Genomic DNA, 21,956 nt, shown 5'->3' with positions numbered 1-21,956 from the left:
GTTCTTGCGTTGATGTTCTTGCTGTTTTTCAGGCTACGCCGGCCTGGAGGTCCTGCTGGTGCTGGAGTTCCAGGAGGCGTACTCTGTCGGCCCGGTGTTTGGCCTGCCGGTCGGGATCGGGAATCGGAGCGGCCATGAACAGCCGCTGCGTGTAGGGGTGTTCAGGTGCTCCGGTGACCTGATCGCCGTCGCCCCATTCGACGATCTCGCCGTGGTACATCACGGCAACGCGGTGGCTGAGGTGCCGCACCACGGCGAGGTCGTGGGAGACGAAGAGGTAGGCGACACCGGTGAGTTCCTGGATCTCGATGAAGAGTTCCATGACGCGGGCCTGCGTGGAGAGGTCCAGGGCGGACACGGGCTCGTCGCAGACGATGAGCTTTGGATCCAGGGCGAGGGCCCTGGCGATGGCGACGCGCTGGCGCTGTCCGCCGGAGAATTCCCGCGGCAGCCGGTGCGCGGCGCCGTGCGGCAGCCGGACCTGGTCCAGCAGTTCGGCCACGCGCTGGTTGGCCGCCTTGCGGTCCACTTTGCGGACGGTGAGCGGTTCGGTGAGGATCTGCTCGATGGTCATGGAGGGGTTCAGCGATGTGTACGGGTCCTGGAAAACCACCTGGATCTCATTGCTGAGTTCCTTGCGCTGGGCGCGGGGGGCCTTGGAGATCTCCTCGCCGCGGTATTTGATGCTGCCGCCGGTAACGGGCGCCAGCCCCAACACGGCGCGGCCCAAGGTGGTCTTGCCCGAGCCGGACTCCCCTACGAGGCCCACAGTCTCACCCGGCCGGATGTCAAGGGAGACGCCCTTGAGCGCCTTGAACGGTTCCTTCCGGAAGCCCTTGAGCGGATATTCGACGACGACGTCCTTGACGTCGAGCAGGGTGTCGGTCATGACGTCACTCCTTTCAATTCCTGGGGCTTGGCTAACTGCGCTGTGCCGGTGGCCGGGATGTACTGCCCGCGGGGGGCGGTGTCTTCGAGGATCGCGTCTAGCAGCTGGCGGGTGTACGGGTGCTGGGCATCGTTGAAGATTGCCCGGACAGGACCGGTTTCCACGACGCGGCCGGTCTGCATCACGGAGACGCGATCGCAGAGGTCGGCAACCACCCCGAAGTTGTGGGTCACCAGGATGACGCCCATGTTCAGTTCATCCTGGAGCTCGCGAAGCAGGTTCAGCACTTCGGCCTGCACCGTGACGTCCAGGGCGGTGGTGGGTTCGTCGGCGATCAGCAGGTCCGGATTGCAGGACACGGCGCCGGCGATCAGGACGCGCTGGGCCATGCCGCCGGAGATCTGGTGCGGGTAGGAGTTGAAGGTCCGTTCCGGGTTGGGGATGCCCACCTTCGCCAGCAGCACCAGGGCACGTTTGCGGGCTTCAGCCTTGGAGATGCCCAGGCACACCCGCATGGGTTCCATTAACTGGCTGCCGATGGTGAACGCGCCGTCCAGGTTGGACATGGGTTCCTGCGGGATGTACGCGATGCGCTTCCCGCGTACCTTGGTCATCTCCTTCTCGGAGAGGTGCGCCAGATCCTTGCCCTCAAAGAAAATGGAACCACCTGTGATGCGCCCGTCCTGGGGCAGGAGCCGGAGGATGGAGAACGCAGTCTGTGTCTTGCCGGAACCAGATTCGCCGACCAGGCCGTGCACCTCACCGCGCCGGACTGTCAGGCCCACGTGGTTCACCACGTGGGTGGTGGACCCGTCGGGCTGGTCGTAGCCGACTCCGAGGTCCGTGACTTCCAGCAGCAATTCGCCCGTGTCTGTGCCCGGCTCTTCGGGATGGACGACGGCGGCGTCCCCGCGCTTCCCGGCGGCACCTTCGGCGTCGGCTGCTGCAGTCGCTGCCGCGGCCTTGCGGCCCTTCTTCACCGGACCGCTGCTGCGCTCCAGCTCGTCGCGCATGGCGTTGGCCAGCAACGTCAGGGCGATGCAGACAAGACCGATGACCAGGGCCGGCCACAGCACCAGCGCGGGTGCTTTGAAGATGTTGATGAAGCCGTCGTTGAGCATGCTGCCCCAAGTGGGGATGCTCCGATCGCCCAGCCCCAGGAATTCCAGTCCGGCCTGGATGGCGATGGCGATGCCCAAGACCATGGCTGACTGGATGATGACCGGTGCCCGGACCACGGTGAGGATGTGGCGGCCGATGATCCTGAAGTCGCTTAAGCCGGAAACCCGTGCCGCGTCCACATAAAGTTCGTTGCGGACTGCGGTAACGGACGCATAGACAAGCCGGAAGAAAGCCGGCGACAGCAGCACACCGAAGATCATCATGGACAACCACATGGAGGGGCCAACTACTGCGCGGGCCGCCAGCAGGACCACCATTCCCGGCAGGGCCATCAACAGTCCGGTGAGCCATGAGGAGACCGCATCGAACCAGCCGCCGTAGTACCCGGCGATGAGCCCAGCCGTGACGCCGATGACCAGCGCCACGGCGAGAGCCACCACGGCGCCGGCGAGGCTGAACTGGCCGGCGAAGAGCAGGCGGCTGAAGACATCGCGTCCGGCGCTGTCGGCCCCCAGTAGATGCCCGGATCCGGCCTTGGCCAGCACATCCTTGAGGGTGGCCTCGTTGGGATCGTGCGTTGCCAGCACTGGGGCCAGGAGGGAGGCCAGTGCCACCAGGAACAGGACAAGCAGCGATGCCGCACCTGTCGGGTGTGTTACGAGCTTGCGGAAGAGGGAAATCTTGGCTGCCGTGACGGGCAGTGCGGGAGGAGCGTCGATCATGACAGCCGAACTTTCGGATTGAGCCAGCCCTGGGCCAGGTCGATGATGAGGTTGACGGTCACCACGATGGCAGCGGTTGCAAGCACGACTCCCATCACGACCGGGATGTCACCCTGGCCGGTGGCGGCGACCGTGATCTGCCCGAGGCCGGGCAGGGCAAAGATCTGTTCCACGATGACGGCGCCCCCCAGCAGTCCAATGAACTGAACGGCAAGTACAGCCAAGGCCGGTCCGCCCGCGTTGCGCAGCACGTGCTTATAGACAACGCGGTTGAAGGACAATCCGCGGGCGCGCAGCGTGCGAACGTAGTCCTTGCGGAGCGCATCAATCAGTGAACCGCGGATCTGCTGCACCACGGCGGCGACGCATCCGATGGAGAGGGCGATGATCGGCAAGGTGACCGTCGCCGCCCAGCCGCCGAACGACGTCGTAATGGGCACATACCCTGTGGCCTTGAACCACTTGAGGTTGAGCGCGAACAGGGAGACCAGACCCAGCGCGATCAGGAACCCGGGGATAGCGAAGCCGAGGACACCCACGAACTGGACTACGCGGTCGATCCAGCCGCGGCGGACTGCTGCCCAAACAGCCACGACTACCGAGATAAACGCAGCGACGATGGTGGCGCCGAGGACGAGGGAAAGCGTGACCCAAACCCTGCTGCTGACACCGGTGCTGACGAGCTGGCCATTGAACCAGGAGCGGCCGAGGTCGCCGGTGACGGCTCCGGTAATCCAGTCCCAGTACTGGACAACGAGGGGACGGTCGAGACCCAGCTGGCTTGCCTTCATGGCAACTTGGGCGTCCGTGGCGGTGGGGCCCACGATGCGGCGGGCGATGTCGCCGCTGCCTGAGTACAGCAGCAGGTAGGCGACCGTGGTGATGACGAACAGCAGGAGGACGCCGGAAACCAGGCGCTTCAGCACGAATCGGTACATTCGAAAATCCTTTGAAAACGTTGCTGAGGTTGCCGGCCCGGGCAATGTCGCCGGACCGGCAACCCTCCGCTACGAAGCGGGTGTGAACGACCAGATGTAGGGGTAAACGTTGCCGGTCTGGAGTTCGACCTTGGTCTTCGCGTCAGTTACGAAACTGTTCTGCGGACGGTACCAGGGGGCAAACCAAGCCTGCTCCACGATGTACTTGTTCAGTTCCTTTGCTGCCGACTTCTGCTCGTCCCCGGAACCCAGGTGGATCTTGTTGATCAAGCCGTCAACCGTCGGGTCCTCATACTTGTAGGGATTCCACGCTGAATTCGGGGCAATCTTCATGTTGATGAGCTGCCAGTCCGACTGTTGCTCCAGGATCATGTAGCTCGCGGCGTACTTTGCTGCCAGGAGATCGGCAATGAAGTTGTTGCCGGCGTCGACCGTCTCCACTGTGACTCCCACTTCCTTGAGCTGCTGGGTGATCAAGGTGAAGATTGAGCTGTTGACGAGCGGTGTGGACGGCATTTGCAGCGTGAAGCCGTTCGCGTAGCCCGCGTCGGCCAGAAGCTTTTTGGCCTTGGCAGGGTCATAGGCATAGCGGGAGTCCAGGGAAGCGTCGTAAGCGTCCGAGGACGGCGGGAAGACCTGGGTCGTGGTTGTTCCGCGGCCTTGGTTGACAGCATCCAGCAGCGCCTTTGTGTCGAAGGCGTAGTTCAACGCCTGCCGGACCCGGACGTCCTTGAGGGCGGCGTTGGTCTTGCCGGCGCGGTCGAACAAGATCAGTCCAGTCCAGTTGCCCTCGAAGGTGTTGTTCTTGTAGCCCGCCGCTTCGGCCTCCTGGATCATCGAAATGTCAATGAGGGAACCGTTGAGCGTTCCGGCCTTGACGGCATTGAGGAGTGACGTCTGTTCCGGGTAGACGTTCAGCACCATGTTGTCGTAATGGACCAGGCCTTTGTTCCAGTAGTCAGGATTGCTCTTGTACGAGTATGAGGTCCCGGTGACTGTGGCTGCGGTATCCAGGATGTAGGGGCCGGATCCGACAGGTTTGGTGGCGATGTCCGCGTTCCCGAAGGATGCCGGGCTCTGCATGAACGATGCATCCTTGGACAGGTAGCCGAGGAATGCGGGGTCTGGGGCCGAGAGGGCCAGTTCCAGGGTCGTGCTGTCCACAGCAGTGGCTGTCTTGAGTGCTGCCAGGAACTGGGCGTCTGCCGACGTTCCGGCCTTGAATCGCTCCAGGTTCTGTTTGGCTGCGTCCGCGTTGAAGGGGGTGCCGTCGGTGAATTTGACGTCGTCGCGGAGCTTCAGGGTCAGGACGGTTTTGTCGTCATTGTACTTCCACTCGGTTGCCAGCATGGGTACCAGCTTTCCGCCAGGTTCCATGCGGAGCAGGGTGTCATACACGGCCTGGTAGAAGGGCGAAACGTTCGCAAAGTCGGAGTCGGCAGCAGCAAAAGATTTCGGCGCCATGAGGGTGCCCAGCGTGAGCGTTTGCGAGGAGTGCTCCGCAGAGCTTTCCCCCCCTCCACCGCAGCCGGTGAGGCTCAGGGCAACGGCGGCAGCAAGTGCGGCCATGCGTGTAGGTCGGAACATCATTGGTCCCTTTCACGGTCAGTGGCGTCCACCATGGACAGCCATTGAAAGAGACCGTAACATGAAAACAGACCATGCGGTATGTTTTCGCTGCCGCTATCGATTTTTCGCCAAATGTGACGCGCCGCACAGCTGTTGACGCCCGCCCCGGCGTGCCTTGTCCAAGGTTGTTAGAGTTTCAAGATGACTGAAACAGCGACCACTGCCGCCGCACGGGAACCGCGGCGCGGCCGGCCGCGCGGAACCTACGCCAAGACAGAAGCACGCCGGCAGGAAATCCTGACGGCTGCCTTCGAGGTTTTTTCCACGGCCGGCTATCGGGCAGGATCGATCCAGGACATCGCTGGCAAGATCGGTCTGACGAAGACGGGCCTCCTCCACCATTTCCCCAGCAAAGAGGCCCTTCTCGAGGCCGTCCTGACCCTTCGTGATGAAGACTCGTGGGCGGCTGCCGGAATCGTCACCGACAACGGCATGGAAACGCTGAATGGCATTGTTCGGCTCGTGCACAACAACACCACTGTGCCGGGACTTGTTGCCTTGCATTGTGTGTTGTCGGCCGAATCAACAGACCCCACACACCCCGCCCACGAGTACTTCCAGCGACGTTACGACTGGGTGCGGGAAGTTGGTGGGCAGGCCTTCTCAGATTTGGAACGGCAGGGTAAGTTGCGGCACGGGGTAACGCCCGGGGCAGCCGCACGGCAACTGGTGGCACTCATGGACGGGCTGCAGGTGCAGTGGTTGCTGGACAACGAGTCCGTGGACATGGCCGATGAGTTAAAGAACTTCCTGGGTTCCATCACTACCGAAAAGTTTTAGTGCCCCCGGCAGGAACGTATTCCTGCCGGGGAACCACACCGTTTTACAGGGCTGCCCTCAAGAAGGTGAGCAGCTCGCGGTTGAACTCTTCCGGCTCGTTCCAATGGGGGCAGTGCCCGCTGTTTTCGAAAACGGAAAGGGAAGATTTGGGCATGGTATCTGCCAGCCACTGCATGCCTTCAAGCGGGAAAGACGGCGAGAAGCGGCCCGTGGCTACCCAGGACGGAACATTCACGGTCGGTGCAACGTCCCGCCAGTCTGCTGTGAAGTGATCCACCAGGAGCGGAAGTACAGCGCCATCGGGAAATTGCGTGAGGCCGCCCATCTCGGAAAAGAGTTGCGCTACGTGGGGCGGCGCTGGAGGCTCAAGTGCCGGATTGCCCCATTGAAAGCGCCCGTTAACGGAATCCCACACATTGGCCCATTCGACGGACCGGACACCCCAGGCCCACGATTCGTCGTTAACGATTTTTGGCGACTGATCGATTGCTACGAACGCGCGAACGCGGTCCGTTCCGTACAGGTCGAAATATGCGAGACAGACGGAGACGCCCAAGGAATGCCCAACGAGGGCTACCTCGCCAAGCTCCAGATGCTCGAGCAATTCCCCGACGTCCTTGCCCAGGCGGGAGACACGTTGACCGCTGCCCGGGAAGTCTGAGCGGCCGTGGAACCTAAGGTCGAGCGCAATTGTCCTGTAACCTGCGGCGACCAAAGCCTGGCGCTGGAAGGCCCAGTGTGCCGCCTGGCAGGTGAATCCGTGAACAAGTAACACCGCCGGACCGGAGCCGAAGTCATCGTAAACCAGTTGTGCGCCGTCTGAGGTTCGAAAGGACCTTGTTTGACCAGTCATTGCTGCCTCCTTGGGCAATCGGTCGAAAGTGATGAGGTTGTAGCTCTAAAAAGGAGACTCCAAAGGCCGGGCTGATTCGCGGGCAGCCCGGCCTCAGGAACATCCGGCGCTTTCAGCCCGGAAGTGGCGTTTCAGCCGAAGACCACGCCGCCGTTGACGTGGAGCACTTGTCCGGTAATTGTGCCGTTGCCCGGCGCCAGGAGAAACGCGATGGCTGAGGCAATCTCCTCAGGCTTGGAAAGCCTTCCGAGGAGGGACATCCCGGCGATTCGCTCGCGATCTGCATCGTTCAAAACATCAGTCATCGGTGTTTCAGTCGCCCCGGGAGCAACCATGTTCACGCGCACCTGATGGGGCGCGAGCTCACGGGCGTATCCGCGTACCAAGCCGATGAGCGCGGCCTTTGAGGTGGCGTACGCACCGTTACCCATGAGCCCGCCTCCTGTGAAAGCTGCGGCGCTGCCAAGGACGACCACCGACCCGAGCCGGCCTGCGCGTAGAAGGTGGGGCCCTGCGGCCGAGATCGTGTTCTGGACTCCGATGACATTGATGTCGAGTACCCGCCGGAATTCGGCAGCATCGATGTCCAGCAGCGCCGACCGGCTGACTATCCCGGCAGCGGCCACAACCCCGGTCAGTCCGCCACCTGCCGCGAATTCGTCGGCTGCGCGGCGCATGGCCCCAGCGTCCGTGACATCAGCGGCCACGGCGACATGACCTTCTCCGTCCAACGACGCCACTGCATCTGCCGCGGCTGACGGGTTCACGTCGACAATAGCTACGCGTGCGCCCCGGGCCGCAGCCTGGCGGGCACAGGTGAGGCCGATGCCGGAGGCACCGCCGGTTATGAGGACAGCTTCAGCTGTCCCGGATTCGTGGTCATTCACGTCAATTACTCCTGAAGATTCATGTTTAGAGGATCGCCATTGCGTTGGCCGGGCTGCCAACTCCGCCCAGCAGGTTCAGCGGCTGGGCCGTGAGGAAGACGTCATATCGGCGTCGGGCGGCGCAGGCAGCTGCCAGCTCATCGAGCGCCCAAAGCTCGCCAATGCTCAGCCCAAGCAACGGGATCAGGATACGGTGCAGCATCCCCGTGTGGCTGGAGGCAGGCATCGCACCTGATAGTTCCGCCTGGACGGTGAGTTTGGAATCCGTTGCCGGCCAGGCTTCGAGCGCGATGTTGTCGGACGCCGCCACCGCTACTTGATGGTCCCAAAGCCACGCGGCCGATTCTTCGGTTTGGCTTAGGCCCGGCGAGCGGAGGGCGCCGTCCGAGCGGTTGGCGTCCGCCCGGATGTGTTTGAGCCATCCTGTGCGGATCATGATGATGTCGCCCGGCCGGATGGTGCTCCCCTGCCATTCAAGCGTTGAATCCAGATCAGCCACCGGAATTTGTTCGTTGGTGGCCTGGTCGATCGGGCGGCCGACCGCGTCCCGGTAGGCACCGACGTCGATGAGCAGGCCACGGCCGGCGATCCCCCGTTCGGCCACGGCCTGTATTCCGAGGCCGGGTTTTCCCGCCACCAGCCCGTTGGGATCCGCGTCATTGTAGAAGCCGTGGTCCGGATGCCCGAAGTGTCGCAACCCGTCAATTTGCGTCGACGCCTGAAGGAACAGATTGTCGATCCGGTCGTCGCGGTGGAAATCGTTGAGGCCGAACACAGTGTGTTGAATCGAACCGCGGTGGGCAATGATGGGCGGCTCGAATTCCGTCAACGGCAGGTTGAGCGGTATGACTTCGCCCGTCAAAATACTCTCACGGGCTTCAAGGACACGGGCCGGTGTGAGGTGGTTCAGGGTGCCCAGCTGGTCGGCCGGGCCCCACAGGCCCCAGGCCGTTCCCCGCAGCCGGTCGGGGCGATCAAACAGCTGGTAATACCGGGGAAATTCCCCGGCCGGGGAACGGCGTGAAGCTTGATGAGTGGTCATCGGGTGATTAGGCTTCGCCGTCCGTCATGACCTGGTGGATCTCGATCATGTTGCCGGCGGGGTCAGTGAGGAAGATCTGGTGCCAGCCTTCGACGGACCAGACGCCCCAGTCGTCGAACGGGATGTTGTTCTCGGTGAGGCGTGCCTTGATGGCCTCGATGTCATCGGTCCGGAACGCAAAGTGTCCTCCGATGAGCGGGTTGACCGAGTGTCCCTCCTGGGCTGCGAGGTACGGCTGGCGCTGGGTGGCGTGGATCTGCAGTTCGTTGGGGTCGCCGGCTTCGTAGAACTTGGCGGCTGTATCCCACTCGGCGTCGCCGTCGATGTCGTTGTCTGCATTTTTGGACGTGGCGATCATCTTGGGCGAGGGGAGCTGGTTCAGCCCCAGCGCCTTTCCGTAAAAGTCCGTCAGGATCGACATGTTGTCTGAAGTGACATTCACGTGGTGGAGGCGGAGGTATGCCATTGACTTTTCCTTTGATGTGATGGGTTGGTTATTGCGGACAAGAGTGACCGGAGTCAGAGGTCGACCCGATAGCGGGCCACTTTCTCCGGGTCGAGCTGGATGCCGAGGCCGGGGCCCTCAGGAACGCGCATGTATCCATTCTCAACAATGAGCGGCTGATCCAGCAGATCATCGGCCATGTCCAGGTAGTTGGACAGTTCAGCTGCCGAACGCGAGGTAATTTCCTGGGACGCACCGAAGACGAGGGAACAAACGGTTCCGACTTGCGCATCGATCTGGTTGCCGATGACCGCTTCGAGGCCCAGCCCTTCGGCAAGGTGGGAAACGCGCAGCGAACCTGAGAACCCTGTTCGGGCGGTCTTGATGCTCACAGCGGTCGCTGCTCCTGCAAGGATTTCGCGGGTAACGTCAGCCGGCGTGGGCGCACTTTCGTCCGCGACGAACGGCACAGGACATTGGGAAACAAGCCAGCGCCTGCTCAACACATCGTCGGCGGGGCAGAGCTCTTCCACGCGACTTAGTCCCACAGCTTCGAGATCCCGAAGTGCCCCGGCCGATTCCGCCGCCGTCCAACCCCGATTCCCATCGATGTACAGTTCCGCGTCAGGGCCAAGGGCTTCCCGGACTGCCTTGCACACTTCCACGTCCAGGTGGACGGGGCGCCGTCCGACCTTGATCTTGAAACTCGAAATGCCCAACGTCTCCCTTAGCTCGACAGCCTCGGCGGCAACTGTGTCCGGATCATCGAACCCCAGCATGTGGCTGACCTGCAAGCCATCAGCGAAGCCTCCAAGAAGGCGATGTACCGACGTGCCGATCGTCTTGCCCCAGGCGTCCCACATTGCCATGTCGATGGCGGCTTTGGCAGTGGGATTTCCTACCGTTCGAGCCAGGCGCGACCGCACCGCCTCGCGGTCGAGGATGGAGAGCCCGATGATGGCAGGGGCGAAAATCTTCTCGATAACGGCGACAATCGATGCCTGCGTCTCACCATAGGTGTAAGGCCGCGGAGGGGCTTCGGCAAACCCGACCACACCATCGCTGGTGACCACTTCCACAAGCACATTGTCCGCTACATCAATCGATCCGCTGGCAAAACGCAGGGGCTTGCGGTAAGGAATCGCGTACGGGACGGTCCGTACTTCGACGATTCGTGGTGCAACTGCACGCTCACCCGCGGGTGTTGTTTGAGTGGCTGGTTGAAGTAACAAAATTTTGCTCATCCTTTGGTGTGGCTTTGGTGGAGGTCATCCCCGGGCGTGTGCCCCGGCAACATCTGTTTCGAGACTGGTAGTCCCACGGAGCCCGCCAGTCTTCCGGTCAGCCCACCCGATGAGGATGTAGACGAACACTGCAGCGAGGCCGAAGAAGCCCGACATCACCAGAAGGCCGGCGGAGCTTGAGCCGGTGAGGTCAGTGAGCCAACCCTGAATGTAAGGGCCTACGAGGCCGCTGACGTTTCCGACAGAGTTGACGAGCGCGATGGACACTGCGGCGAGGGCCCCGGCATACACCTGGGCAACGGTCGCCTGGAAGGTGGACAGAGTCGCGAAGAAGCCCGCAGCGGCGATGCTGATACCGATAAGTGACAGGAACGGGTTTCCGGAGAGCACGCCAATGAGGAGTCCGAGTGCTGCGGCAACCATGGGCAGGGTGAGGTGCCAGCGCCGTTCGCCGGTTCGGGAGATGCTGCGGACGATGACAAACATGACGATGGCGGAGAATGCCCACGGGATCGCCGAGACGTAGCCGGACCCGACGACGTCCAAGTGGAACTGCTCTTTGACGATCGTCGGAAGGAAGTACGTGATCGACCAGAAGCCGATCAGGATAAAGAAGTAGGTGATGGCGAAAGCCCACAGCGACGGCCGGCGGAGCGCGGCGGGAAGCTGCTTCAGTTCGTGTGCTCCGGAGCCCGAGCGCTGGGTGACATTCTCCGCCAGGTACGCCTTTTCCTCGTCATCGAGCCAGGCCGCCTTCGCCGGGGTGGAGGGCAGAGCAAAGAAGATGACAACTGCAAGGATAATTGCCGGAACACCTTCAATCAGGAATACCCAACGCCATCCGGCAAGGCCAGCTACGCCGTTCATGAGCATGATCGACGAGGTCACGACGGAGCCCACCGCCAAGGCGACCGGAACAGCGAGGTTCAGCCAGGACATCGCCTTGGGCAGCAGCCGGGCTGGGCACCAAAGCGCCAGGAAGAGCGCGGTCCCCGGCGAGTAGCCGGCTTCCGCAAGTCCGAGAAGGAACCGCATGATGTGAAGGCTGACTTCGTCCTGCATGAACGCCATACCCATCGTCACCAGGCCCCAGGTGATCATGATGCGGGCCAGCCAAATGCGCGCCCCTACCTTCGCAAGGAACATGTTCGAGGGGATCTCGAACAGCAAGTAACCGATGTAGAAGAAACCCGCGGCAAGGCCGAATGTCGCTGCTGTAAGGCCCAAATCTTTGGACAGGGGCCCTGCGATCACCCCAAGGTTGGCTCGATCGATGTAGGCAATGAACATGCCAAGCATGAGGATTGGAAGGACCTTCAGGGTCACTTTGCGGAAGACCCGAGCTTCAACGCTCAGATCTATCGGGGTGGTGTTTGTTTTCATCATGACCTCTCTTCGTTGAGGGGGCTCTGGGTTTGGTGCCGCCTTGAAAAAGGTTAGTGAGAGATTGTTCCGAAGAGAAATACCAATTCTCTTTCCTTTGATAGGCAAAGCAGAAAGATCCTCGCCTGCTAGTTAGGCCCGTGGGCTCACCATGCGCAGCCGACCCCAAGGTCAGCTCGGGCTAAATAGCAGGCACGCTCGAAGATCACTCGACGAACGTCGGGACCTCGGGTGGCGCCGTCGTCGGTTCTATAAAGACCTGCGTGACGGATCGCGACGGCGCCCTCCATGCGGCCAACAATCAAAACGGACATCGGATGCAAAGGGCGCGGCCATGCCACGCCGGCCCTCGCGAACCTCTCGTCGGCGCCCGTCAGCCCGTCGTTATTGGCGGCGGTCGGGAAGGCCAGGAACCAGCAGCACCTTGCAGGCGTCTTGGGAGAGAAGCTCGATGGCTTCCTCGAAAGCCGACAGGGGAAGACGGTGGGTAATGAATTTGGAGAGGTCTAGTTCGTCATTCGCCACGAGCGCAGCAATTCGATCCCAGGTTTGCCAAAGGGACCGCCCGAAGCTGCCCGTGAGAGTCAGACCCTTCTTGATTAGGTACGCCGCGACGTCGATCTCGATTGGCTTACCGGGGATTCCGACGGTCACAACCGTCGCCTCCCGGCGGACCGCTTCCAGCAGCGGCGGCAGTGCGGCCGGCACGCCAGAAGCTTCGAAGGCCACATCAAAACCGGACTTCTCCCCCGAGAGCCCCCGGCAAACACTGATGACATCATCGTCGGGAGATAACGCTATTGCTCCCAGTGCTTCGATAACACCCTGCCGGTAGGCATTGGGTTCCACGACGACCACTCGGCTGGCACCCAAGGCCCGGGCAATTGCAGCAATAAACAGGCCGACTGGACCACCACCGCTTATCACAACGTCAGCCCCGGAAAGCTCAACCCTGGACCGTTGAATGGCGTGCATGGCGACCCCCGCCGGCTCGAGAAGGGCGCCCTGTTCCAACGGAAAGTCCGCCGGCAATTTAAAACATGCCGTGGCCGGCGCAACAAGCCGCTCGGCAAAACCACCATCGAGATGAAGCCCGAGTAGTTCCATGTTCAGGCAATTGTGGGCGTCACCGTTTCGACAGGGATAGCAATCCCAGCAGGCAACATGGGATTCCAGGGCAACCCGGTCCCCCACCTTGAGCGACTCGACAGCTGAACCAACTTCGATGACGGTGCCGGCGCACTCATGGCCCAGAACAACCGGCATTTTGAGATTGAACGCCTGCGCCATGGGTGAGTACTCGTAGAGGGCCCGGTCAGTTCCACAAACCGAGGCTGCGGCGACCTGAATCTTCACTTTGTCCGCGGAAACATGCGGCTCAGCATACGAAGCGTGGAACTTGACTCCCCGCTCAGGACAGGCCTTGACTATCGCACGCATGGTGCGGAGGGCAGTAGCGGATTCTCGTTCAGAAGCACTAAGGGACGTCATTGTGAACCTATCTGTTGCGCCCAAGAGAATCAGCATCTCGTCGATGCCCGTGCGACTGCCGCCCGCAACTCCGCTACGTTGGACCAAGGGCGGAGAGGCTGGACCGGCTTGCGTTGAATTGGCTTGGGCAGGATTGGAGGGCAACTGGTGCGCCTCCAAAGATAGTTTGAGAGTCAGCCCGGCAGAAATACCGATTCACGCTCATCTGATAGCGAAGCCGGAAAGGTCGGGGGTGGGCAATGCGACTTCCGAGACTTGGAGCACCGCAGCAAGTGCAGGAGATGTGTCATCCTTTCGCCACGTCAAAGTGGCAAACATGTGGCTGGGGTGAATGTCGTCCAATTCCCGGTAGACGATTCCGACGGATTGCGACGGAGTTACCGAACTGAGTGTGATGGTGATGCCCGCGCCGGCGGCAACGAGGGCAAGAGCAGTAGAGGAGTCAGGAGCCACTTGGACGATCTTCGGCCTGAATCCGGCAGTAATGCATAACGCATACATGGTGGCCTGGAGAATCGAACCTGTATCAGCGGGCAGGCTGACAAACTCTTCGTCGTGAAGGTCCGCCAAGGAAAGACTGGGCTGGGCCGCGCGAGGGTGGCCTTCCGGCAGGGCGCACAAAATTCTTTCGACTTCGACAACGCGGGACTCCAGTTCCTTCTGGGGGGTGGGAAGTCGCGCGAAAGCGAGATCCAGTGATCCCTCAAGAAGCTTGTCCAATGCCGTGTAGACGTAGGTCTGGGACTCCAGCTGCAACTCGATCCCCGGGTGGGACTCGCGCACAGCTCGGGTCAGAATCGGTAGGGCGCGCTGACTCGAGGCGCCGGCGAAAGCGATTCTGACGCGTCCCTGTTCCCCCGCAGCAATTGACTCGGCCAGGTTCTGGACCGCAGACACTTGACTGAGTACCTTTCGCGCCGGTACCAGGAGCCTCGATCCTGCATCCGTCAGTGCAACCGTACGGGTGCTTCGTTCGAAGAGCTGAACGCCCAAACTTTGTTCAAGTTGCTTGATGCGTGCACTTAGCGGCGGTTGCGACATATGCAGCCTCGCGGCCGCCCGGCCGAAATGCAGTTCCTCGGCCACGACGGCAAAGGCCTCAAGATCCTTTACTTCCACTTCGTCATCCTCACGCAGCCGCTCCATTGTTCTGAAATTCAGATCAGTTTACTCGGTATTGGTATCGGATGGACACGTTATCTGTCCTTCTTTCCGGGCATACTGAAAAGAACGTGTTGCACCGCCGCAACGGAGTTCCGTGCATGCCGACGTGCGTGGAGGAAGGAAAATTGTCATGGTAGAACGTCTCCTCGTTACCGGGGGTGCCTCTGGAATCGGTCGTGCCATCGCCTCGCGCGGGCTGGAGCAGGGGTGGGAGGTCGTGGTCATCGACAAGCAACCCGCGGACCTCGGCCGTTCAATCACAGCCGATTTGTCGGACGTCGACAGCACGGCGGAAGCCCTCGAAGCCGCCCTGTCCGAGGGTCCAATCACACGGTTGGTCAACAACGTTGGTGCAGTTTTCCCCGCCCCGCTCCGCGAACAGTCCCTGACCCAGCTCGATCAGTCACATGCGCTTAACCTCCGTTGCGCCGTCCAGTGCACCCAGGCTGTTCTTGACGGCATGACGCAGGCCGGGTTCGGCCGGATCGTCAATATGTCATCGCGAGCAGCACTTGGTAAGGAACTGCGCACTGCTTATGCGGCCGCCAAAGCGGGCCTTATCGGACTGACCCGCACCTGGGCCTTGGAACTGGGTCGGGAGGGAATCACAGTTAATGCCATCGGACCCGGGCCCATCGCCACGGAACTCTTCATGAAAGCAAACCCGGAAGACTCACCGCGGACAAAAGCCATCATTTCCTCCGTTCCTGTGGGAAGGCTCGGCCAGCCGGAAGACATTGCCAACGCTGCAGGGTTCTTCCTGGACGAGCGGTCCGGATTCATCACGGGGCAAACCCTCTACGTATGCGGTGGACTCACGGTCGGAACAAATCCTGTCTAACACGCGCCTCGCGCAACCCAGCCACATGCCGGGGCAGTCCCGCTAAATGGTGCATGCGTTGACTGCATTGGACACGGCCAATTTTGTAGCAGGCACCGCGGTGCCGACTGTTGCCTTAAACCGCGCAGCCCCGAATGACAGAAACAGACTGAAATGGATAAAACCCTATGAACCAGGCTTTTGTGTACGACGCTGTGCGTACCCCGTTTGGCAAGTTCGGTTCCGGTCTTGCCGGGGTGCGGCCGGATGACCTTGCCGCGCATGTGATCAGGGAGTCTGTGCAGCGGGCTCCCGGGCTTGATGTTGAGCGGATTGATGAGGTGGTGTTCGGGAACGCCAACGGTGCCGGTGAGGAGAACCGCAACATCGCCCGGATGGGGACCCTGCTGGCCGGGCTGCCGGTCTCGATCCCGGGGACTACAGTGAACCGGCTGTGTGGGTCGTCGCTGGACGCGGCGATCATCGCGTCCCGGCAGGTCAACGCCGGCGACGCCGATCTCATGCTCGTGGGCGGGGCGGAGTCGATGTCCCGTGCCCCGTGGGTGCTGCCGAAGACGGAGAAGCCCTACCCGGCCGGGGACATGACCCTGGCCTCCACCACCCTGGGGTGGCGGCTGGTGAACAAGGCCATGCCGAAGGAGTGGACCATCTCCCTGGGTGAGGCCACCGAGCGGCTGCGCGAGAAGTACGGGGTGACCCGCGAGGCGCAGGACGAGTTCGCCGCTGCCTCGCACAATCTCTCCGCCGCGGCGTGGGATGAGGGGTTTTATGACAACCTGGTCGCCCCGGTGCCCGGGACGGACCTGGTGCGGGATGAGGGCATCCGTGCGGGTTCGTCGGCCGAGAAACTTGCCGGGCTGAAGACCGTCTTCCGGACCGAGGACGGCACGGTCACCGCGGGCAACGCATCCCCGCTGTCCGACGGCGCCTCCGCGGCCTGGATCGGGTCCGAGGCGGCCGCCGGGCTGCTGGGGCTGGACCCGCTGGCCCGGATCGCCGGGCGCGGCGCGCACGCGAACGATCCGCAGTATTTCGGCTACGCCCCGGTGGAGGCGGCGAACAAGGCCCTCGCCAAGGCGGGGATCGGCTGGGACCAGGTGGGCGCCGTCGAACTTAACGAAGCCTTTGCTGCGCAGTCCCTGGCCTGCATCAACGCCTGGGGGATTGACCCCGGAATCGTGAACCAGCACGGTGGGGCGATCGCCATGGGCCACCCGCTGGGTGCTTCCGGCACCCGGATCCTGGGCACCCTGGCCCGGTCCCTGCAGGCCTCCGGGCAGCGCTGGGGCGTCGCCGCGATCTGCATTGGCGTGGGCCAGGGCCTGGCCGTGGTACTCGAGAACGTCACCGCTGGAAAGGACCAGTAATGCTGACTTTTGTTGATTCGGTCCAGGAGGCCGTGGCCGGGATCAAGGACGGTTCCACCGTGATGATCGGCGGGTTCGGCAACGCCGGGCAGCCGTTCGAACTGATCGATGCGCTGCTGGAGTGCGGGGCCACGGACCTGACCGTGGTGAACAACAACGCCGGCCAGGGCGACCAGGGCCTGGCCCTGCTCATCAAGGAAGGCCGGGTGCGGAAGATGATCTGCTCCTTCCCGCGGCAGTCTGATTCGTGGCACTTCGATGCCAAGTACAAGGCCGGGGAGATTGAGCTGGAGTTGGTGCCGCAGGGCAACCTGGCCGAACGCATCCGTGCCGCCGGGGCCGGGATCGGCGGGTTCTTCACGCCCACCGGATACGGAACCATGCTGGCCGAGGGTAAGGAAACCCGCATCATCGACGGCCGTGGGCAGGTCTTCGAGACCCCTATCCACGCCGATGTGGCCCTGATCAAGGCCCTGAAGGCGGACGGGAAGGGCAACCTGGTGTACCGGAAGACGGCCCGGAACTTCGGTCCCATCATGGCCGCGGCGGCGAAGCACACCATCGTCCAGGTCTCCGAGATTGTCCCCACCGGCGGGCTGGACCCGGAAAACGTGGTCACCCCCGGCATTTACGTCAACACCGTGGTAAGAGTTGCCCGCAGCGGCAGCGCAGCAGAAAAGGTGGCCTGAGATGAGCCTCACCGAAACCAGCATCAAGACCTCCGAGACGCCCCTGGGCCGTGATGACCTGGCCCGGCTCGTGGCCCGCGACATCGCCCCGGGCTCGTTCGTGAACCTCGGGATCGGCCAGCCCACCCTGGTGTCCAACTACCTCACCGAGGAACAGAACATCACCCTCCACACCGAGAACGGAATGCTCGGCATGGGACCCGAAGCCACGGGCGGGGAGATTGATGAGGACCTCATCAACGCGGGCAAGATCCCGGTCACCGAACTGCCCGGCGCATCGTACTTCCACCACGCCGATTCCTTCGCGATCATGCGCGGCGGGCACCTGGACATCTGCGTCCTGGGCGCCTTCCAGGTCTCGGCCACCGGTGACCTCGCCAACTGGCACACCGGGGCGCCCGGGGCAATCCCCGCCGTCGGCGGCGCCATGGACCTGGCCACCGGCGCGAAGGACGTCTTCGTCATGATGACCCTCCTCACCCGCGATGGCGCCTCCAAAATCGTCGAGGCCTGCACCTACCCGGTCACCGGCGTCGGCTGCGTCACCCGCGTCTACACCGACAAAGCCGTCTTTCTCACCGGCCCCCACGGTGTCACCGTCCGGGAGACCTTCGGCTGCACCCTCGAAGAACTCCAGGAACTCGTCCCCGTCCCCCTCAAGGCCGCTTGATACCGTCCCCACGTCGGCCAAGGACCCGAGCCCACCCGGCGCTCTACCAAGCCGTCACCACGTACTTGGCCTACTGCCTCTCCGGCTTTCGCAACCTATCTGATCCGGCATGACCGGAGGAGATAAGTTTGCCTCCAGGTAGCGCTATGGAGCATGCCCTTGAAGCATCCCTGATGCTCCAACAGGTTGCCTCCGACTCCCAACTGTCCCTGCGGATGAGCAAGATGAGCAAGATAGAACCTCAAATCATCACAGGAATGCCAAGATAACTGTATGAAGCCGCGCCTCTTCGATCTCCGTTCTACATGGCAGCTTCCCGCCTCGCCCGAGAAGGTGTGGGCGGTGATTGCAGACGTCGATATGAGTTGGCCCCAGTGGTGGCCGCATTGCACCTTCGCTGCGCCATTGGAGCGAACCGAAGCCGCGAGCGGAGCCCCGGAGGAAATCCTGAAGGCCACCACGGCCCACCTGAACTTCAAGGCGTTCCTGGGTTACACGCTCACCATCACCATCCACCCTACAAAGGTCTCCGCGCCTCGTGAGATAGAGTTCGACGCCGGCGGTCACTTGCAGGGCACGGGCCGAGTAACCCTTGTCCCCCAAGAACAGGGCAAGACGACCCGTATGGACATAGAGTGGCGCGTGCGGCCTACCCGGCGCTGGATGAACGTACTGACACCAATTGCCGCTCCGGCCTTCGTCGCAGCACATGCCCTGATGATGCGCCAGGGGGAAAAGGGCTTGCAGCGAGAACTGGCCAACAACCGCGCAAAGAAACCTGCGTAGACCCGTCTACATTCACCTAGCCAGCTGAGGACAACAGTTCTAGGATGTAAGCAAGTTAGCCGAGCTGGGGAGCCTTCGCAGCCCACAGTTCGAGCGTGCAAAAGCAGGTACTAAGAGCGGGGGCTACGGTGAACCTTCATCCCACCCTCGCGGCCAGCCTCCGTCGCCAGGAGAGCCCTTCCCCGAACGACTGGGAAGCCACCTTCCGCACGATGGTCCTTTACGACCTGGCAGCAGATATGGAGCTCGGCTTCTTCCTCTCGTACTACCGGAATTTTGCCATCCCAAGCATCGCAGCCACTCTCTACCGGAACGGCGAAATCCAAGAGCGTCCCATGAAGCGCTCCTACGACACTGCAATCGTCATCTACGAGCTCATCGCAAGCGGCCTCGACAGCGACCGTGGACAGAGCATGGTCGCCCTACTCAATCGCGCTCACCGCAACGTCCCCGGTAGCCCTGACGATTACCTCTACGTCCTCCTCACCCTGCTGGTTGTCCCGATCCGGTGGGTCCAGCACCATGCGTGGCGCCAGCCCACAGGAGCAGAGCTGGCCGCTGCATCGCGCTTCTTCGCTGAGCTGGGGGCCCGGATGAACATAAATGGAATGCCTGACACCTATGCCGAAGCGGAGCGCTTCTTCGACCAATACGAGGCAACCCATGTCTCTGCATCGATTGAAGGCCAAAAGCTGATGGACGCGACAGTTCAGGTCTTTCAGAGCCGTCTGCCGCTTCCTCTACGACCCTTCGCTGCAAGAATGATCAGTGTAATGCTCGCTGATGACCGACTCGTTGGCGCCCTCGGGCTCCCCCGCAGCGGCCGAGGCTCCCGAGCCACCCTGGGAATTATTCTGACAGTCCGCAACGGCCTCCGCAGGCGTCGGCATATGAACCGGAAGCCCCATTTCACGCCAGGCAAGGCCGGCTCGTCTTTGTACCCGGGCGGCTACTCTCTGGATCAAATCGGCCCCGTCAAGGTCCCTGGCCCGTCAACCTTCCAAAGCAATGAACTATCGTGAAGCTCGAAAATTAGCCCGCAAGGCCGAGCAAGGCTTTGGGTTGCCCAAAGCGCCAACGCTCCAGCTCATCCAGGACAAACTGGAACGGCAACGAAGCCGTCCCATCATTGTCGATGAACTGCCTGGCCTATCCGGATCGGAACTTTGCGGCGTGTGGCTTGTCTGCGCGGACCGGGACATCGTGTTGCATGCCCCCGTGAAGTCAGCCTGGCACCGGCAGCAGATCGTCCTTCACGAGTTCAGCCACATGATTCTCTGTCATGACCTCGAAGAAAGTAGCGCAGACCTTGCCGCGACCTTCCTGCCTGACCTGAGCCAGGACGTACTTCGCGTGCTCGGACGCAGCAGCTACACAGACGGCGCAGAACTCATGGCTGAAGTCTTGGCCGACCAACTCGCTACTCGGATCATCAACAGCGACGTCGATGCCATGCACGAGCCCTTGGCATTTCGACAAGTATTCGGCTGATGGAAGCGGTCCCTGCCGCCGCACTCTGGGTCCTGACCGTTCTCAGGCTTCCAACAGCGCTCGATGCTCACCGTGGAAGCGTCTTCCGCGCCACTATCCTCGCTGCGATCGCCTGTACCCTTTATGTCCCAGCGGTCTACTACACCGTCGATCCATTAATTGGCGGACACAACCGCGTCGGGCTGGTTACCCTCTTGTCCTTGCTCCTGGGGTTCTGGCAGTTTCGCACGGCGATTCTGCTGGCAGCGGTTACAGATACAGAAGTACGACGGCGGCAGCTCGTCTTGGGCAGATTCGCTGCTGGCGCCGTGTGCACCACAGTGACGGCCGGGTTTCTCGCCAGCCGCGTCGATGGCACGGATCCCAACTTGCCGCTGACCTACGCTGAGCAGCCCGGGATGGCAGTCTTCCTCTGGACAGGCTCCGCTTTCATCATGTGGGTCTGCCTCGACATAGCCCGTGTCTGCCGCAGCAACGTCCCGCACATGCACGCACCGGCCTTCCGGTCGGCTTTTTCCCTCATCGCAGGGGGATGCGTCCTCTTCGCACTTGTCCTGCTGGACCGGCTGATCTATGGCGCTGTGATTGCAGCTGAAGGCGCCGAGAGTCCGACAGCTGACGCACTGACAAGCTTCTACTGGATTGGAGAGACGGCTGCTGTGCTCCTGGTCAGTCTCGGACTACTTCTCCCCCGTTACGCGGGACGCCTCCGGCAGGGCATCTTCGCGCTGCGGGCGAGGCTGCTTCTCATCGAGATCAAGCCAATTTGGATTGATGTGACGAACTGTCAGCGGGAGCTGGTCCTGCAGGACCGCCGCGTAGTTGTGCTTGGATTCTTCAGCCGACACCCTGAAACCCAGCTTCACAGGCGCCTCGTTGAAATTCGGGATTGCGAAATGGCGAGCCCCCTGGCCCGCGAGCGCCTCAACGCGCACCACCTGTTGGTAGTCGAACGCGCCGAGCTCTTACTCGAGAGCCGCTCGGCGGCCTACCTACGTCGATAGGATCCAGTCTTCACACCTCTGGCATCCAAGGCGTCCAGCGTTAGATGCTGTCACGGCCAGTCATGTCGCCCCGCTGAGCCTCGCTGATGAATCAACGTGAACCAGAAGAATTGCGAAGAGTGCCGTACCACTTTCAAAGCGACGCGGAGGAGCCACCGGTTCTGCTCCCAACGTTGCGCGAACAGGCACCGGAGTCGTCGCCACCGAGCCACAATTCGACCTTCTACAGTGCCGGCAACAACTTTGAGCTCGCCGCACCTCAAAGCGCAGTTGCAGGCTACGAAGCGTCGACTGGAGTCCGAGAGGATATCCTGCGAGCGCCAACGCCAAGTGGTTCAGTCCAAGCTCCGCTCTCAAGCCGCAGAGATCGACCGGCTCGAAGCCGAGAGTTCGGAACAGCGGTTGAGCATCAACCTCCTCCAGTCGGAGGTCGCGCGCCTTAAACGAGCTCAACGGACTAATGTGCAGGACCTGGCCCACACCGCGGCCTTGCTTGTCTCAATCTCCCGTGCCAAGGGA

At 62.0% G+C, this 21,956-nt stretch carries 21 protein-coding genes; 9 read left to right on the top strand and 12 right to left on the bottom strand.

All coding sequences use genetic code 11. The features are described from left to right. Positions 1-28 precede the first annotated feature (28 nt). The 4 genes from ACWRN3_RS11645 to ACWRN3_RS11630 form a co-directional block, all read right to left on the bottom strand. On the bottom strand, positions 29-889 hold the full coding sequence (locus tag ACWRN3_RS11645) for an ATP-binding cassette domain-containing protein (RefSeq protein ID WP_255175279.1): 861 nt from the start codon (positions 887-889) through the stop codon (positions 29-31). After that, positions 886-2,733, bottom strand: coding sequence for a dipeptide/oligopeptide/nickel ABC transporter permease/ATP-binding protein (locus ACWRN3_RS11640; RefSeq protein WP_324644922.1), 1,848 nt, complete (start codon positions 2,731-2,733; stop codon positions 886-888). Before ACWRN3_RS11640 ends, ACWRN3_RS11645 begins: the two co-directional genes overlap by 4 nt. Continuing rightward, positions 2,730-3,671: an ABC transporter permease gene (locus tag ACWRN3_RS11635; protein ID WP_476740738.1), complete on the bottom strand. Its 942-nt coding sequence runs from the start codon at positions 3,669-3,671 to the stop codon at positions 2,730-2,732. Before ACWRN3_RS11635 ends, ACWRN3_RS11640 begins: the two co-directional genes overlap by 4 nt. Positions 3,672-3,740: 69 nt before the next feature. Further along, positions 3,741-5,240, bottom strand: a complete 1,500-nt coding sequence (locus ACWRN3_RS11630; RefSeq protein WP_255175275.1) for an ABC transporter substrate-binding protein — start codon at positions 5,238-5,240, stop codon at positions 3,741-3,743. A 201-nt stretch (positions 5,241-5,441) separates the two neighbouring features. On the opposite strand from ACWRN3_RS11630, the gene ACWRN3_RS11625 reads away from it, so the two are divergent. Next, the gene (locus tag ACWRN3_RS11625) at positions 5,442-6,080 is read left to right on the top strand and encodes a TetR/AcrR family transcriptional regulator (RefSeq protein ID WP_476740737.1); all 639 of its coding nucleotides are present in this window, start codon (positions 5,442-5,444) and stop codon (positions 6,078-6,080) included. Between the two features lie 43 nt (positions 6,081-6,123). On the opposite strand, the gene ACWRN3_RS11620 is transcribed toward ACWRN3_RS11625, so the two are convergent. The 8 genes from ACWRN3_RS11620 to ACWRN3_RS11585 all read right to left on the bottom strand — a co-directional run bounded on the left by ACWRN3_RS11620 (position 6,124) and on the right by ACWRN3_RS11585 (position 14,544). Continuing rightward, complete coding sequence (locus ACWRN3_RS11620; RefSeq protein WP_476740736.1) at positions 6,124-6,933, bottom strand: alpha/beta fold hydrolase; 810 nt, start codon at positions 6,931-6,933, stop codon at positions 6,124-6,126. Positions 6,934-7,064: 131 nt separating this feature from the next. Then, positions 7,065-7,820 (bottom strand): SDR family NAD(P)-dependent oxidoreductase, encoded by a 756-nt coding sequence (locus ACWRN3_RS11615; RefSeq protein WP_255175272.1) that lies wholly within the window; start codon positions 7,818-7,820, stop codon positions 7,065-7,067. A 25-nt stretch (positions 7,821-7,845) separates the two neighbouring features. Continuing rightward, complete coding sequence (locus ACWRN3_RS11610; RefSeq protein ID WP_476740735.1) at positions 7,846-8,682, bottom strand: cyclase family protein; 837 nt, start codon at positions 8,680-8,682, stop codon at positions 7,846-7,848. 187 nt (positions 8,683-8,869) lie between these two features. Then, positions 8,870-9,328, bottom strand: coding sequence for a VOC family protein (locus ACWRN3_RS11605; RefSeq protein WP_255175269.1), 459 nt, complete (start codon positions 9,326-9,328; stop codon positions 8,870-8,872). A 53-nt stretch (positions 9,329-9,381) separates the two neighbouring features. Then, positions 9,382-10,551: a mandelate racemase/muconate lactonizing enzyme family protein gene (locus ACWRN3_RS11600; protein ID WP_255175268.1), complete on the bottom strand. Its 1,170-nt coding sequence runs from the start codon at positions 10,549-10,551 to the stop codon at positions 9,382-9,384. Positions 10,552-10,575: 24 nt separating this feature from the next. Next, positions 10,576-11,937 carry an MFS transporter gene (locus tag ACWRN3_RS11595; protein WP_255175267.1) on the bottom strand — a complete coding sequence of 454 codons (1,362 nt, stop codon included), beginning with the start codon at positions 11,935-11,937 and terminating at the stop codon, positions 10,576-10,578. Between the two features lie 381 nt (positions 11,938-12,318). Continuing rightward, on the bottom strand, positions 12,319-13,374 hold the full coding sequence (locus ACWRN3_RS11590; RefSeq protein ID WP_324644914.1) for a zinc-dependent alcohol dehydrogenase: 1,056 nt from the start codon (positions 13,372-13,374) through the stop codon (positions 12,319-12,321). Between the two features lie 252 nt (positions 13,375-13,626). After that, positions 13,627-14,544 (bottom strand): LysR substrate-binding domain-containing protein, encoded by a 918-nt coding sequence (locus ACWRN3_RS11585; RefSeq protein WP_476740734.1) that lies wholly within the window; start codon positions 14,542-14,544, stop codon positions 13,627-13,629. Positions 14,545-14,719: 175 nt separating this feature from the next. Between ACWRN3_RS11585 and ACWRN3_RS11580 the strand changes: the two genes are divergently transcribed. From ACWRN3_RS11580 to ACWRN3_RS11545, 8 genes are all read left to right on the top strand, one after another. Then, complete coding sequence (locus ACWRN3_RS11580) at positions 14,720-15,430, top strand: SDR family oxidoreductase (RefSeq protein ID WP_255175264.1); 711 nt, start codon at positions 14,720-14,722, stop codon at positions 15,428-15,430. Positions 15,431-15,597: 167 nt separating this feature from the next. Then, a complete protein-coding gene (locus tag ACWRN3_RS11575) occupies positions 15,598-16,797 on the top strand; it encodes a thiolase family protein (RefSeq protein WP_476740733.1) in 1,200 nt (399 codons plus the stop codon). After that, positions 16,797-17,486 (top strand): 3-oxoacid CoA-transferase subunit A, encoded by a 690-nt coding sequence (locus ACWRN3_RS11570; protein ID WP_018762905.1) that lies wholly within the window; start codon positions 16,797-16,799, stop codon positions 17,484-17,486. Before ACWRN3_RS11575 ends, ACWRN3_RS11570 begins: the two co-directional genes overlap by 1 nt. 1 nt (position 17,487) lies before the next feature. Next, positions 17,488-18,156 carry a 3-oxoacid CoA-transferase subunit B gene (locus ACWRN3_RS11565; RefSeq protein WP_255175261.1) on the top strand — a complete coding sequence of 223 codons (669 nt, stop codon included), beginning with the start codon at positions 17,488-17,490 and terminating at the stop codon, positions 18,154-18,156. 273 nt (positions 18,157-18,429) lie between these two features. Further along, positions 18,430-18,942: an SRPBCC family protein gene (locus tag ACWRN3_RS11560; protein ID WP_255175260.1), complete on the top strand. Its 513-nt coding sequence runs from the start codon at positions 18,430-18,432 to the stop codon at positions 18,940-18,942. A gap of 95 nt (positions 18,943-19,037) precedes the next feature. After that, positions 19,038-19,964 (top strand): oxygenase MpaB family protein, encoded by a 927-nt coding sequence (locus ACWRN3_RS11555; RefSeq protein WP_476740732.1) that lies wholly within the window; start codon positions 19,038-19,040, stop codon positions 19,962-19,964. Next, positions 19,951-20,433: a hypothetical protein gene (locus tag ACWRN3_RS11550; RefSeq protein WP_476740731.1), complete on the top strand. Its 483-nt coding sequence runs from the start codon at positions 19,951-19,953 to the stop codon at positions 20,431-20,433. Before ACWRN3_RS11555 ends, ACWRN3_RS11550 begins: the two co-directional genes overlap by 14 nt. Next, complete coding sequence (locus ACWRN3_RS11545; RefSeq protein ID WP_476740730.1) at positions 20,433-21,437, top strand: hypothetical protein; 1,005 nt, start codon at positions 20,433-20,435, stop codon at positions 21,435-21,437. Before ACWRN3_RS11550 ends, ACWRN3_RS11545 begins: the two co-directional genes overlap by 1 nt. Positions 21,438-21,956: the final 519 nt, after the last annotated feature.

It is taken from the genome of Pseudarthrobacter sp. rb, from assembly GCF_056389225.1.
Note: the sequence above shows the minus strand (reverse complement) of the source record. Positions and strands in the feature narration are given on the sequence as shown.